The 13,575-nt window shown below is 72.9% G+C and carries 15 protein-coding genes; 7 read left to right on the plus strand and 8 right to left on the minus strand.

The window, feature by feature from the left end; all coding sequences use genetic code 11:
- Positions 1–10: 10 nt before the first annotated feature.
- On the plus strand, positions 11–349 hold the full coding sequence (locus tag ACFWP2_RS29940; RefSeq protein ID WP_380457151.1) for a hypothetical protein: 339 nt from the start codon (positions 11–13) through the stop codon (positions 347–349).
- Positions 350–402: 53 nt separating this feature from the next.
- On the opposite strand, the gene ACFWP2_RS29945 is transcribed toward ACFWP2_RS29940, so the two are convergent.
- Positions 403–753 (minus strand): hypothetical protein, encoded by a 351-nt coding sequence (locus tag ACFWP2_RS29945; RefSeq protein ID WP_380457153.1) that lies wholly within the window; start codon positions 751–753, stop codon positions 403–405.
- A gap of 296 nt (positions 754–1,049) precedes the next feature.
- On the opposite strand from ACFWP2_RS29945, the gene ACFWP2_RS29950 reads away from it, so the two are divergent.
- Complete coding sequence (locus ACFWP2_RS29950; protein WP_380457155.1) at positions 1,050–1,475, plus strand: DUF2690 domain-containing protein; 426 nt, start codon at positions 1,050–1,052, stop codon at positions 1,473–1,475.
- 232 nt (positions 1,476–1,707) lie between these two features.
- On the plus strand, positions 1,708–2,463 hold the full coding sequence (locus tag ACFWP2_RS29955; RefSeq protein WP_380457157.1) for a hypothetical protein: 756 nt from the start codon (positions 1,708–1,710) through the stop codon (positions 2,461–2,463).
- 143 nt (positions 2,464–2,606) lie between these two features.
- On the opposite strand, the gene ACFWP2_RS29960 is transcribed toward ACFWP2_RS29955, so the two are convergent.
- A complete protein-coding gene (locus tag ACFWP2_RS29960; protein ID WP_380457159.1) occupies positions 2,607–3,329 on the minus strand; it encodes an LURP-one-related/scramblase family protein in 723 nt (240 codons plus the stop codon).
- Positions 3,330–3,684: 355 nt separating this feature from the next.
- Between ACFWP2_RS29960 and ACFWP2_RS29965 the strand changes: the two genes are divergently transcribed.
- Together ACFWP2_RS29965 and ACFWP2_RS29970 are read left to right on the plus strand one after the other, a co-directional pair.
- Entirely contained in the window at positions 3,685–4,326 is a 642-nt protein-coding gene (locus ACFWP2_RS29965) for a dihydrofolate reductase family protein (RefSeq protein ID WP_380457161.1), read from the plus strand.
- Between the two features lie 4 nt (positions 4,327–4,330).
- Positions 4,331–5,194, plus strand: coding sequence for an alpha/beta fold hydrolase (locus ACFWP2_RS29970; protein ID WP_380457163.1), 864 nt, complete (start codon positions 4,331–4,333; stop codon positions 5,192–5,194).
- A gap of 24 nt (positions 5,195–5,218) precedes the next feature.
- Here ACFWP2_RS29970 and ACFWP2_RS29975 read toward each other — a convergent pair whose 3' ends face one another.
- The 4 genes from ACFWP2_RS29975 to ACFWP2_RS29990 all read right to left on the minus strand — a co-directional run bounded on the left by ACFWP2_RS29975 (position 5,219) and on the right by ACFWP2_RS29990 (position 7,625).
- Complete coding sequence (locus tag ACFWP2_RS29975; protein WP_380457166.1) at positions 5,219–5,659, minus strand: VOC family protein; 441 nt, start codon at positions 5,657–5,659, stop codon at positions 5,219–5,221.
- A gap of 241 nt (positions 5,660–5,900) precedes the next feature.
- Positions 5,901–6,569: a hypothetical protein gene (locus ACFWP2_RS29980; protein WP_380457168.1), complete on the minus strand. Its 669-nt coding sequence runs from the start codon at positions 6,567–6,569 to the stop codon at positions 5,901–5,903.
- A gap of 8 nt (positions 6,570–6,577) precedes the next feature.
- A complete protein-coding gene (locus ACFWP2_RS29985; RefSeq protein WP_380457170.1) occupies positions 6,578–7,015 on the minus strand; it encodes a hypothetical protein in 438 nt (145 codons plus the stop codon).
- Positions 7,016–7,103: 88 nt separating this feature from the next.
- The gene (locus ACFWP2_RS29990; RefSeq protein ID WP_380457172.1) at positions 7,104–7,625 is read right to left on the minus strand and encodes a GNAT family N-acetyltransferase; all 522 of its coding nucleotides are present in this window, start codon (positions 7,623–7,625) and stop codon (positions 7,104–7,106) included.
- Between the two features lie 348 nt (positions 7,626–7,973).
- Here ACFWP2_RS29990 and ACFWP2_RS29995 point away from each other — a divergent pair, with 348 nt between their 5' ends.
- Complete coding sequence (locus tag ACFWP2_RS29995; RefSeq protein WP_380457211.1) at positions 7,974–8,747, plus strand: helix-turn-helix domain-containing protein; 774 nt, start codon at positions 7,974–7,976, stop codon at positions 8,745–8,747.
- 88 nt (positions 8,748–8,835) lie between these two features.
- Here the strand turns inward: ACFWP2_RS29995 and ACFWP2_RS30000 are convergent, their stop codons facing one another.
- Positions 8,836–11,709, minus strand: a complete 2,874-nt coding sequence (locus tag ACFWP2_RS30000; protein ID WP_380457174.1) for an AAA family ATPase — start codon at positions 11,707–11,709, stop codon at positions 8,836–8,838.
- Positions 11,710–11,909: 200 nt separating this feature from the next.
- On the opposite strand from ACFWP2_RS30000, the gene ACFWP2_RS30005 reads away from it, so the two are divergent.
- On the plus strand, positions 11,910–12,410 hold the full coding sequence (locus ACFWP2_RS30005) for a hypothetical protein (protein WP_380457176.1): 501 nt from the start codon (positions 11,910–11,912) through the stop codon (positions 12,408–12,410).
- Between the two features lie 90 nt (positions 12,411–12,500).
- On the opposite strand, the gene ACFWP2_RS30010 is transcribed toward ACFWP2_RS30005, so the two are convergent.
- Positions 12,501–13,259, minus strand: coding sequence for a S1 family peptidase (locus ACFWP2_RS30010; RefSeq protein ID WP_380457178.1), 759 nt, complete (start codon positions 13,257–13,259; stop codon positions 12,501–12,503).
- Between the last annotated feature and the right edge of the window lie 316 nt (positions 13,260–13,575).

Genomic DNA, 13,575 nt, shown 5'->3' on the forward strand with positions numbered 1-13,575 from the left:
CGATCGGCCGATGAGTGAGGACTATCCGTTCGAGGACGGCCGCAACGTCGTGTGGGAGCTGGAGGGATTCGGCCCCGACGAATGGCTCTGCTCGTCCGTCACGCTGACGCGAGAGCAGTTCCTGCAGGTGAGGGGCCTGTTCGAACTCGGCGATGACGAATGGATGATGGCCGGCGTGTACCCGGTCCCCGTCGAGGCCCAGGGCCCGCTGCGGGCGGTCGTCGAGACGGCGCTGTTCGAGGAGGGGGTGGACTACTTCCTCGGCGCTCGCCAGGACCTCCCCTCGGGAGAGCTCTGGCCTCCCACCGGGGTCCGCGGGCCGTTCCAAGGCCCGGTTCCCGCGCCGTAGCACGGGCTCGCGCCGTGCCACGGCAACCGGGGCCGCCGGGGCGGCGTGGGTGCTCAGTCCCCCTGGGACCAGGCGGCGCTCGGCAGGGACAGGTAGACGCCGAAGTCGACCAGCCCGGTCGCGGCGCTGATGTTCGCGTGGAGCGCGTCCACGCGCTCCTGCCGGTCGGCCGCCCGGCTGGCGAACCACTTCGACTTGATCTCGATCACCACCGCCAGGCCGCTGCGGTCCAGCGGGCCCAGCTGCCGGAAGCGGATCTCGACGTCCCCGGGCTGCAGGTCGCCGTCGTACGGCTCCTCGGGGCACTCGACGGCCAGCGACACCAGATGCGGCAGCACCGAGCCCAGTTCGCGCAGACGGGACTCGGGCACGGTGGGCGCATGGGTCACCTCGACGAGCGGCATACCCGACACCTTAGGCGGGCCGAAGTCCCGCCGGGGCAGCGGACCCCCATCTGACGATCCGTCACCATCCGTTACGGAGCCGGGATGACGGCGGCGCCCGGAACAGGCCCCACCGGCGCGGGATCCCGCCAGATCGGCTCCCCCTTCACCCGCCGCGCCGGCGGCCCTCTCTACGATTCTCACAACTCGCCCGACCGCAGCGGGAGTTGTGAAGCACGGAACCCGTTCGCCGGAGCAGGGAATCGATCACGATGCGCGTCCAACCTTCGCCCCGCTCTCCACACGAGGAGCCGCAGATGAAGAAGATCGCCGCCATCCTGGGCACCGCCGCACTGTCCGCAACCGCCCTCTTCGCATTCTCCCCCACCGCCCACGCCACCACGAACGCGACGTGCTACGGCAGTTCGTGCTACCACAAGGACCCCTCGGCCACCGGCTGCGGCAATGACGCGATCACCGCCAAGAGCGCGCGCGCCGCGGACGGCACGCTGGTCGAGCTCCGCTACAGCGCGACCTGTCGCGCCGCGTGGACCCGCATCAGCAACACCCACGTCGGCGCCGAGGCCTTCATCAGCAACACCGCGGGCCAGTACGACAGCGTGAACGTCGCCTACGGGAGCGACGTCCACACGTCCATGGTGAACGACGTCAACATCCAGGCCCACGGGTGCTACGCGAAGAACTCCGGCTCCGACTTCTCGGCCTGCACGGGCTGGTACTGATCCCGCCGGGGGCACCGCGTAGAGGCGACCGCCGCCGGTCACCGGCATCCTCGGTCCGCATTCTCCCGCGCGGCCGGCTGCACGCCGCCGAGGTTCCCTCGGAGGGCAGCTGACCGAGCAACAGGTCGAGGGCGGCCCCACGCAACGGCTCGCACCGCATCGACGGCATCCCCGTGGCCGCGGACGGGGCGTCGTTTGAGCCGGATAGGCATACCGGGTATACATACTCGGTATGCCTATCAGTCATGGCCTGCGCGCCCTGCTCGGCCGGGGCCCGCGCCACGAGCGCCGGTCGAGGACCGCGGCGCACGCCGGCGCCACCCGGCGGCTCGGCGCCGGCTTGAAGATCGCCTTGGCGAGTCCCGGTGCCGGTCTGGCGTTCGGCGCGACCGCCTCCCTCGTCAACGCCCTCTCCTCCCCGTACGGGAAGCTCGGCAGGCCACTCGCGGGCACCGCCTGGGCGGGCGCCGCGAGAGTGCTCAGCCTGCTCTCGGGAGCCGGTTGGGCATGGGCCGCGCTGGCGGTCGCGGCGGGCTGGGCGGCCGGGACATGGGGTCGCGGCGCCCTCGCCGGCGCCATGTCGCTCATCGCCGCCACGGGGGCGTACTACGTGACGGACGCGTGGCTCCGGGACGAACCACTGGCCCTGTACAGGGGTGAGCTGGCCCTGTGGTGGGCGGCGAGCGTGCTGTTCGGCCTCGCCCTGGGCGCGGTGGGCACGGCGATCAGGCGGCCCGGGACGGTCGGCCTGCTCGCGGCGCTGACCGTGCCGGTGGGGGCCGGCGCGCAGATGGTCCTGCTTCCGCCCCGGCCGCACCTCACCCCGACACCGGCCACTCTTCTTGCCGAGACCATCGTCTGGACCGTCGCCGCGCTGGGGGCCGGCTGCGCCGTCCGGCGGTTCCGGGCCGCAGGGCGCGCGGCCGAAGGCGGTCGATCCGACGCCGGCAATCCGACGCCGGGCGGATCCGGGCCCGTGAGTCCTTGACCGTCGGGAGCGCCGGCCCGACGACCGCACCGTCCATGCCGTTCGGGGCGGCGCTCCATGGCCGATCGTCAGGGCCGGCGACAGCCACAAGGGGGAGCCCCGCCGCCCGGGGGGCGGGGCTCCGAACAACGTGCGGGTCGCGGTCAGCCGAGGCCGCGAGCGTCCTGCTTCAGCGCGGTGTCCACGGTCAGCGCGGTCGCAACGACGAGGCTGATCAGCGGGTCGGGGAGCGGGCGGTGGATCTGGAGCACGTAGTTGTCGGCCGTGGTGAACATCGTCTTCGCCAGGCCTTCCCAGGTCTTGGTGATCCGGGCGACCTCGGTGTCCGTCTCGTCGACGATGGAGAAGTTCCAGGCCCGCCAGTTCTCCGCCTTGATGGCGCCGACCTTCCGGCCGCCGACCTCCAGCGCGAAGTTGATCTTCCCGATGACGTTCTGCTGGATGATCTGGCCGACCTCCTGGCCGTCCGGCCGCTGCACGATCACCCGCGACTTGATGATCTTCGCCGGGCGGGTCAGCAGCAGCACCGGGGTGCCGTGCGCGTCACGGATCTCCAGCTTGTGGGTCAGGTACTGGTCGATGGAGGAGAGCAGCCGGAGCACCTTGCGCAGGCTGCTCTGGCCGACCTGGACCACCGAACCCAGCGAGGCGCCCTGCTGGTCGAAGACCGCGTACTCGTTGGTCAGCTCGATCAGCTTGGCCTTCTGGTTCACCACCAGGACGGGCTCGGAGAAGAGGGTGCCGCCGCCACCGTAGACCGGTCCGACGCCCGCCTGCTGCTGCACCTGGCGCTGGATCCTGGCGGAGTCGCCGACCGGAGCGGCCGGCTGCCCGGGGAAACCGGGGGTGTTCGTGTTCTGGGACATGGCGGGCAGGCTAGGGCCAACCCTCGGTGGGGAGCTAGATCGTTTCGTGCGGCCGCCGGGCTCGCGCGGGACGTCGGGTCGTCAATCCGACCTGCGGGTTTGGGTGTTGCGGACGCCTGTCGGCCGGCACCCGGCGGAAGGGATGTGTCCGATGTCACATCCGCTGATCGTGCGTGGGCGATGGCCCGGCTCGTAGCAAGGGCACCCCGGCCGTCGCGACCTGGCGGTGTGCCGGGCGGGGCGGTCGGGGGTGCGGTCGGGGGTGCGGGAACCGGGTGTCGGCGTGGCGATGAGTTTTCCGGCCCCGGCAGGTCTACATCTCGACGGGGACGACCAACTCACCGGGAGTACGGACATGGGCCTCATCGACATCGAACTGTTCGCGACCCTCGACCTCGTCGGGCAGGCGCCCGGCGGCCCCGACGAGGACCCGGTCGGGTTCCCGTTCGGCGGCTGGCAGGCGCCCCTGATCGACGAGGCCACCGGGGCGCAGATCCTCGGCGCGTACGAGGGCACCGACGCGCTGCTGCTCGGCCGGCGGACGTACGACATCTTCGCCGCCTACTGGCCGCACCAGAAGGAGGGCGAGATCGCCGAGCTCTTCAACCGGATCCCGAAGTACGTGGCCTCCCGCGGCACGCCCGACCTCCCGTGGGCCGGGTCCACGCAGCTGGGGCCGGACCTGGCCGCGGCGGTGCGCGAGGTGCGGGAGCGGCACGCGCAGGTGAAGGTCGTCGGGAGCCTGGACCTGGTGCAGACCCTCCTGCGGGAGAAGCTCTTCGACCGCCTCGACCTGTGGGTGCACCCGATCGTGCTCGGCGTCGGGAAGAAGGTGTTCGACGGTGGCGCGGTGCCCACGAACCTCACGCTCCTCGCACCGCCGGTGGCCGGTCCGCAGGGCACCGTGTACCTGCGCTACGGGCTCGCCGGCGGCACGCCCGCGACGGGCGACATGAGCGCGCCCGACCGCGGTCTCGGGCGCGACGAGGCCCGGTGATCCGATGACCACCGTCGACGCCGGCGGGATCGCCCTGGGCGTCGAGTCGTTCGGGGACGGGCGCCGCGTCGACGCGCCGCTGGTCCTGCTCGTGGGCGGGCCGACGATGCTCTCCTGGCCCGACGCGCTCTGCGAGCGGCTCGCCGCCGGCGGGCGCCGGGTGGTGCGCTACGACCTGCGCGACAGCGGGGAGTCGACGACGGCGGACCCGCAGGAGCCCGCCTACACCCTGCGCGACCTCGCCGCCGACGCCGCGGCCCTGGCCGACGCGCTCGGCGGCGCGCCCGCGCACCTGGCGGGGATCGGCGTCGGCGGGATGGTCGCCCAGGTGGCCGCGCTCGACCGTCCGGGCTCGTTCCGCGCGCTCACCCTGGTCGGCACCCGCCCGGTCGCCCCCGGCCCGCCCGACGACGACCTCCCCGACCACGACCGGGCGGCGATGGGCCGGCTGTTCGCGCGTCAGCCGCCCGACTGGACCGACCGCGAGGCGGTCGCGGAGTTCGCCGCCGCCGGCGCGGAGATCCTCGGCGACGACCCCGTCGCCGCGCGCGCCCTCGCCGGGCGCGTCTGGGACCGCACGCCCGGCACCGCTCCCCCGGTCCAGATGGCCAACCAGACGGGCCTGGTGTTCTCCAGGCTCGACTGCGAACCCCGCTGGCGCGAGCGCCTGCCCGGGATCGCGGTCCCCACGCTCGTCGTCCACGGCCGCCGCAACCGGTTCTTCCCCGTCGGCAACGGCGAGGCGCTGGCGCGCGAGATCCCCGGGGCACGGCTGCTCGTCCTCGACGAGGCCGCCACGGCGATCCCCGACGCGGCGGTCGGCGAGGTCGCGGAGGCGATGCTCACGCTCGGACAGACGCTCTCGTAGCGTCCGGGCGGGGGGTACGGCCGGTCAGTCCCGGGCGGGGGCCGCCGCGACGCAGAACTCGTTGCCCTCCGGGTCCGCCATCACGACGTGGTGGCCCTCGAAGGTCTCCAGGACGCTCCCGCCCGCTCGCACCAGCCGCGCGGATTCCGCCCTGATCCGCGCCCACCGCTCGGCCGGGCCGCCGTGTCCCGGCACCCGCACGTCCATGTGGAGCCGGTTCTTGGCGGTCTTCGGCTCGGGGACCCTGAGGATGCACAGCCGGGGCCCGACGCCGTCGGGATCGCAGAGCCACGCACCGTCGTCCGCGCCGTCGTCCTCCGGCAGGTCGAACTGCGCGAGCCACTCCTCACGGGTCCTGAAGGGGGCGGGCGGAGGCTCGTCCACGTACCCCAGGGCCGTCTTCCAGAACTCCGCGAGGACCTTCGCATCCGCGCAGTCAAGGGTCAGATCGATCACGGCTGCCATGGCAGGACCGTACTCCAGCCCCGGACGAAAGCGCCGGGACCCCGGCGGGGCCGCACCCCGGGAGGTCTCTCCCCCCGACCAAAAGAGCGCGTCGGCTTCAGTGGTCAGCGCCTCCGTTTCCACGGCGCCCCGGCCACTCGGCCTCCATGGCGACAGGACGGTCCCAACGTGGATGCCACGCTCGCACGGCAGCGTCGCGCGGCGTGTCCCGGGTCGGCACTTCACGCCCGGCGGCGGTCGCTCAGCGCTCGTTGAGCCAGCCGCAGATCCAGTAGTTCCCGTCCGTGTCGCGCTCGGCCATCCACTGGTACGTGACGTCGCCGGCCAGCTGCCCGGTGCCGGGGTCCCGCTGGGTGATCAGCACGTCCACGCTGAATCGGTCGGTGGCGTCGGGGATCGAGTACGGAAGGACCTTCCAGCGGGCGACGTAGTAGTTGTTGAGCGCGAACCCCAGCAGCGTGGCGCGCAGCCGGGGGCAGGTTGCCCGGCGGAGGGCCGTCATGTCGTGGCTGACCAGGGCGTCGAGGTACTCCCGGAAGGCGCGGTCGACGGCTCGCCGGTCGAGCGGGGCGGATGCCGGCGGGGACGGTGGGGTCGGGGACGGGGACAGGACGGGCGCCGAGGAGGCCACGCCACCGGCGCCGGCGTTCGCGTCGCGGGACGAGACCTCCCCGTGCAGCCACGTGATCACGACCACGAGGACGGCCACGGTGGCCGCGAGGCCCCCGACGAGGTAGGCACGCCACCGGGCGGTCCTGGTGACGTTCGTGATGCCGCTGCCCTGCACCTGGCTGTGGGTGAAGTGCGCTCCGCGGAAGTCGTTGTGGACCGTTCCGCCCGTCGGCTCCCGCTTCTCCCCGTTCCGCCCGTTGCGCCCGTTCCCGTGGCGCGCGGTGCCGTCGGTCCCCACCGGCGGTGCTACTCGGCGTGGTTGTTCGTCACGTTCATCGTGCCGCTGCCCTGCACCTGGCTGCGGTCGAACCGGGCGCCGCGGAAGTCGTTGTGCACGGTCTCCGCCGGCCGGGCGGCTTCGGCCAGGACGGCCAGGCGCTCCAGTTCGGACACCACCTGTCGGCGCTCCGCGTCGGGCAGTTCTTCCAGGAGGACCTCGAAGCGGGTCTGCCAGACGGCCGTCTGAGCGGCCCGCACCCGCTCCGCCTCGTCTTCCGCCGCGGCCTCCAGAACGGCGCGGGTCCGGTCGAGCCGCTCGGACTCCGCCTGTTCGCGCCGGGCCTCGCTGCGGCCGAGCAGCCGGGCCACGGCGTCCCTGACCCCGTTCCAGGCGTCCGTCCCCGCGGCCTGCACGATCGCACCGCCCCCGGCGGCCGCGGCAGCGGTGAGCAACTCGGGCAACATGGCTACCCCCATGGCGCAGGAAACGGGCCGACAGCCTTGAGTGTGCCATGCAGAGCCTTCCGCGGTGGCGGCGCGGGGCCATGTTCCGCTACGGCCTGGGATCGGTGCGCAGCAGGCCGTACATCAGCCCGTCGCGCCATTCGCCGGCGCGGAAGGTCACCGCGCGGTGCAGTCCTTCCCGGGTGAAGCCGATCTTCTCCAGGGCACGCTGCTCGGCGATGTTGCCGACCTCGGTGTCCGCCTCCACCCGCATCACCGGGGTGTGGGCGAACAGGTAGTCCACCAGCAGGCGTTGGGCCTGTGTTCCGATCCCCCGCCCGCGTGCCCGCGGCGCCAGCTGGATGCCGATGTTCCAGTACGGCATGGTCGGCAGCAGGCCCATCCGGTCGGCGGCGACGAAGCCGCAGAACTCGTCGCCGCGGACGACCGCGAAGATCCATTGGTCGTCCCCGAGCAGCCCGTGCTCCTCCCACCGGCGCCGGAGCCGTTCCGGATCCCGCCAGCCGTGCCACTCGAACTCGCCGGTCGCTTCCGGATCGTTGATCAGACGGCCGATCGCGGGAAGGTCGGCTTCGGCTACCGGGCGCAGGGAGACCGCTTCATCGCTCATCCGGTCACCCTAGCCATCCGGGCATCGGGATTACTGACGGCTCGTCAGGTTGGTCGAGGGCATGTCCGGCACGGCGCGGCACGGTACAGCACGGGCACACCCGGGCGGGCTGCAGCGCAGTCGTATCGACGGTCATATGACGCATGCCCGCACGCCGGGCTCCTGCCAGGGTGGAGGACGTGAGGCCGCCGCCCGTGGCGGCGGGTCCTGATGCCGGGAACGGCCGTCGCGGGGCTCGCCCACCGTCACGCCGGTGTTCGACGGGGGCGCACCGCACCGCGTGCGTGCCGGTCCCGCCGCCCTTCCGGGCCGCAACTCGAACCGAACCGGAGAAACCCCGTGACCACGATGTCCTGGCAGATCCAGGCTGTCTCCCCACCGCTGCCTTCGAGGAGCGAGGAGTTCTTCCATCTGGCGCTGGCGGCCGACGATTCGGTGCTGGTCACCGGTGAGGGCGACGAGATCCCCTTGGAGGCCGGTGACCTCGTTTTCTGTGATCCGGGCCGGCCCCGTTCCCCGCGGTTCGCCGATGAAGGACGGGTGACCGTCTTCCGTCTGCCCCGCCGCTGTCTGGAGCTGTCGGAAGCGGACTGCGACCGCCTCGCGGGGATGACCGCGAGGGGCGGTGACGGCTTGGGTGCACTGGTGTCGGGTTTTCTGGCCGAGATCGCCACGGGGACGCGGGACCACAGTCCGAACGTCCTCCACCGGCTCACCCGCACCGCCATGGACCTGCTCGTCGTCCTCGTCATGGAGCTCCTCCAGACGGAGCGGGAGGATTTCTCGACGGCTGCCCGTGACGAACTGCTCGCACAGGTCCGGAACTACATCGAGGACCACCTGGCGGATCCGGACCTCTCGCCGCAGGCGATCGCCCGCGCCAACCACATTTCGGTCCGCTATCTGCACCGGATCTTCCAGCGCGAGGGCGTCACGGTGGGTCAGTGGTTGCGGCAGCGCCGGCTGGAGTCCTGCCGGCAGGACCTGCGGCGCACACCGAACCGGAGGATCACCGTGTCGGCGGTGGCGAACCGTTGGGGCTTCGTCAGCGCGTCGCACTTCAGCCGCGCCTTCCGGGACGAGTTCGGCATGAGTCCCAGCGAATGGCAGGCCCTGAGGTGATCACGAGTGGTCGCGACGGCCGCGGCCTTGGGGGCGCATCGTCGTCGGGCGGCGCGTCGGGGTGCTGGCGGGCGGGAGGGCGCGGGGGCTATTCGCCGCCGAGGTCGGCCAGGTGCAGCTGGCCGCGGGAGGTGATGTCGAGCTTCTGGAAGATGCGGCGCAGGTGCTGGCCCACCGTGCGGTGGGAGATGAACAGGCGGGTTCCGATCTCGCGGTTGGTTATCCCGGTCGCCGCCATCCTGGCGATCTGCAGTTCCTGCGGGGTGAGGCTGTCCGCGGTGGACGGCGTGGCCCTGCGGGCGGCTTCGCCCGCCGCGCGCAGTTCGGACCGCGCGTCCTGGGCGAACACGGTGGCGCCCAGTGCGTCGAAGCTGTCCACGGCTGCCCGCAGGGGCCGGCGGGCCTCCAGGATGCGGCGCCGGCGGCGCAGCCACCGGCCGTAGGACAGCTGCAACCGGGCTCGGTGGTAGGGCCAGTTGACCAGCAGCCTGTCGTCGAGGGCCCGCAGGTAGGAGGCCTCCGTCTGGTCGGGGGCGACGACCAGGGGACGGGTGCAGGCGGCCATGACCCTCAGGAGCGGGGCGGTCGTCTTCTCGGCCAACGCGCTGAGCCGGGCGTGGTGGTGCGCCGCCTCGTCGGTGCGGTCGGTGCGGACCGCGGCCTCGATGAGGTCCGCGGCACCGAAGACGCCCAGGACCGGGTGGTAGGTGATGTCGGCCGGATCCAGCACCCGCGTCAACTGCTCGTAGGCGTCGTTGTACCGCTTGTTGGCCGTGGCGTGGCGCCCCTTGGCGAACTGGGCGAATCCGAGCATCGAGTGCGCTCCGGCGGAGAGCAGTTCCGCCTCGGCCCTCCGGATGAGTTCGTCCGCGGTGTCGGACTCCCCGCGTTCGCTCGCCAGGGCGGCCAGGACCAGGTCGGCGGCGCACGCCCACAGGGATCGGCCAGTGTCACGGGACAGCCGCCGGGACTCGTCCGCCGCGGTGTGCGCCAGCCGGTGCTTGCCGAGGTGGAGCGCGGCCCACGCCTGGCAGACGAGGGCTTCGCCGAGCAGTCCCAGGCGTCCCTGCCTGCGCAGGCCGTCGACGGCGGCACCGTGGTAGGGCCAGGACAGGTCGAGCGCCCAGATCCCGGTGAGCGAGGAGCCCAGGGCGTGCTGTTCGGCCGGGTCGTCCACGGCTCCCGGGGCGATCCGGGTGGTCGTGTCGATGATCCGGGCCGCTTGACCGACGGGGTCGCCCAGGGCGGCGACGGACAGGGCCATCGGGTCGCTGTCGTGCCGCTGCAGCCGCCGTGCCGCCTGGACGAAGAGGTCGCGGGTCTCCTGCGTCGGGTTGTCGTGCCAGCACCTGATGGACAGGGGCCACAGCGCGTTGAGCGCGAGTGCGGCGCCCGCGGTGTCGGCACCGGCCAGCTGGTCCGCCACGTCGGCGAACGCCCTCACCCGCTCGGGACTGAGCCAGCTCTCGTGGTTCAGCACCTCGCTCCACAGGGTGAGGCGGAGCCGCTCCTCGGTCCGGAGTTCCGCGGACTGTGCCTCGGCGAGCTGCCGGTGTGCCGTGGCGGCCTCGCCGAGTTCGAAGTTGATCTCCGCGGACCGCAGCAGGAGCCGGCCCCTGTGCGTGTGGGGGAGGCTGCGCAGGGCCGCCCGCCGCAGCGCCTCGGCCGCGGCACGCGGGGCGCCTCGGGTCAGTGCCCTGAGGGCGGCCTGTTCGAGGTCGAGCGCCACGTCGTCGTCCGCCCCCGGGGTCGCGGCCGCACGGTGCCAGGCCCTGCGTTCGGGCTGCCCGGCCAGTGCCTTCGCCAGGGCCGCGTGGGTGCTCAGCCGACGGGAGGGGCCGGCGGCGTGGTAGATGGCCGAGCGGACCAGGGGGTGGCGGAAGTGCACGTCGTGCCCGCGGATCTCGAGCAGCCCCGCGTCGACGGCCGGTTCCAGGGCGGCGACCGAGAGGTCGCCGCCGACCAGCGCCTTCGCGGCCTCGATGATCTCGGCGAGGTCGGCGCCGTCGTCCGCGGCGGCGACCAGCAGGACGGTCTGGGTGAGCTCGGGCAGGTCCGAGGCGCGGGCGAGGAAGGACCGCTCCAGGCGGCGGGTGGTCGGCACCAGGGGCAGCAGTGCCGACGGGACGTTCCCGTCTCCGCGCAGCACCGTCGGCAGTTCGACCAGGGCCAGCGGATTGCCGGCGGCCTCGGCCAGGATCCGTTCGCGCAGGGAGGGGTCGAGCTCGGGCGTGCGTGCCCGCAGGAGCGCCGCCGACGCGTCGTCATCGAGCCGGTGGAGCTGCATCTCGGCCAGGCCGGCGTCGTTCAGCACGCTCTCGTGGCCCTCGCGGACGGCCGTGAGCAGGGCGACCCGCTCGCCTTCGAGACGTCGGGCGACGAAGGCGAGCACGTCGCTGCTCGCCCGGTCGATCCACTGGATGTCGTCGATCAGCAGGGCGACGGGGGCCCTGTCGGCCAGGCTGCTGATCAGCTCCAGCGAGGCCAGCCCGACGGAGAACATTCCGGGCGCGGCGCCGTCGTTCATGCCGAAGGCCGTGTACAGGGCCTGCCGCTGGGGCTCCAGGAGGGACGCGGCGTGGTCGGGCAGGACCGGAGCGAGCAGCTGGTGGAGCCCGGCGTAGGGGACGGAGGCTTCGGACTGCACACCGAGGGCCGACAGGACCCGGCCACCGCGGGCGAGGGCGGCTTCCCTGGCGGTGCCGAGCAGGGCGGTCTTCCCGATTCCGGCCTCGCCGCGCAGCAGCAGCGCGTCACCGGACCCGTCGAAGCAGCGGGAGAGGAAATCGGACACGAACCGCAGTTCGTCGTCACGCCCGTACAAGATGTCCCCGTCCGAAGTCACCGTCGCGGGAGCGCCGCCCGCTCGGGCGCGAATGACTTCACTCCCGGGGGCACGGGCCCTCGGCACACCTTCGCTCGGCTGAGAACGAACTCCCGCCTTACCGCCCGACGGTAACATAACCCCAGGTCAGGTCGGTCAGGGACGCTTGCTCACCATCTGCTCACCATCTGCTCACCGTCGCCCCCCGGCCCCGCGCGGCGGGCCGTCTGCCGGGCGCGGATTCCCGGGGGTAGGCCGGTCGGAGGAGCTTCGGCGGTGGGTGCCCCGGGAGTGCCGGATGGTGGGTGCGAGGAGAGCGCACGAACAAGGGAGCCGAGGTGGGCAAGGCAGCGGCCCGTTCAGGCCGTCGAGGCGGCTCGACCAAGCGGGGCAAGACCCGCGAGCACACGATCATCGTTGCGCTGATCGTCGCGGTGGGCGGGATCGTCGCGGCCGTCATCACCACCCGCTGTCAGGCGTCCCCGCCCAACGCCGTGCCCTCGGCCTTCCAGGGAACCTGGCAGGGGTGGACCACCCAGCGCGACAGCGGTGCGAGCGACCGTACGACGATCACCGTCAGGACGGGGGACATCCACCAGGAGGTCGGCGAGAGCGCCTACGACGTGGCCGCCGGGAGCTGCCGCGGGGTGCTCACCCTGTCCAGCGCGGCGTCCACCACGCTGGAGATGGTCGAGCGGATCGAGACCGGACCGTGCGTACCGACCGGCTCCGTCACGCTGACCCTCAAGACGGCGAACGAGGTCGCGTACGTGTACACGGGTGACAAGAAGTCCGGGACGAGGCAGACGGCCGACGGGGTCCTGCGGAAGATCGGGTGAGCGGCCGTCAGGCTCCGGGACGGCGCCGCTCGCCCTGCCCCGCCGGGCGGGGCAGGGCAGGGCCGGACGCGGCCTCACGGGCCAGAACAGCTAGGACAGCAGCTGCGCGGGGACGTCGGTGGCCCGGGTGAACACCGAGACCGGGAACTGGGTGTCGCAGTACTTGTTGCCGGTGGAGACCACGCCGATCACCACACCGCCGGCCACCAGCGGCCCGCCCGAGTCGCCCTTGCAGACGCTGTCCGTCGTCCCGGCCCGCGGCAGGCCGCAGACCTTGAGCAGCGGCGAGTCGTCGGGGAAGGTGTACGGGTCGCAGGAGGCCGGCGGAGCCAGCGTCAGCTGCGCCTGCTTGAGGTGCGTGCCGGGTCGCCCGTCCGAGTCGGTGCGCCCGAACCCCAGCAGCGTGGCCGTACGGCCGTACCCGTAGAGCGCCTCGTCCCCCTGCCGCGCCACCCGGATCGGCTTCTGCGGCAGCGGACGGTCCAGGGTGAGGACGGCGGAGTCGTGGACCAGGCCGGCGGCGTGGCGCGGGTCCACCTGGTAGCCCTTCACCCGGCGGACCTGGCCGCCGGAGCCGGTCAGGTCGGTCCGCCCGGCGATCACTCGCAGTGAGCCCGGGTCGTCCGCCTCGCTGACGCAGTGACCCGCGGTGAGCACCTTGGTCGGCGCGATCAGCGCGCCGGTGCACCACTGCTCGCCCGTGGCGGTCTCCAGGGCCACGACGAACGGGTGGGACCTGGTCGTGGTGTCCGATCCGCCGTGGACGGCGGCGGCCGGGGTGGCCGCGACGGCCAGCAGTCCGGCGGTGGCCAGCAGGACGGCGAGCGGGCGTCGGTTCGAGGTGCGCATGGCAGGGCTTCCTTCTGAGGTTCGGGTGGTACGGGTGGGGGCGTCGGGTGCGGTGGCCGCGGTGGGTGCGGTGGCCGCGTCGGCCGCGGTGGCCGCGGTGGGCGTCCGGGTGCCGGCCGGACAGGCACGGGAGTCACGTACGGATGCGTGTCTCCGCGGCGGCTCGGCAGGTCGGGCACTCCCCCGGGGGGCTTGGCGCCGATCGCCGCCGGACCACAGACTGCCCCGGCATCCGTCCCGCCCGCCAGCACTGCCCGGCGGTTCGGGACGCTGGAACGGCGGCACGTACCGTGACCTGCGCGTTCGTCACTTCCTG

Origin of the sequence: Kitasatospora sp. NPDC058444 (assembly GCF_042721415.1) — a bacterium.
Lineage (GTDB): Bacteria > Actinomycetota > Actinomycetes > Streptomycetales > Streptomycetaceae > Kitasatospora.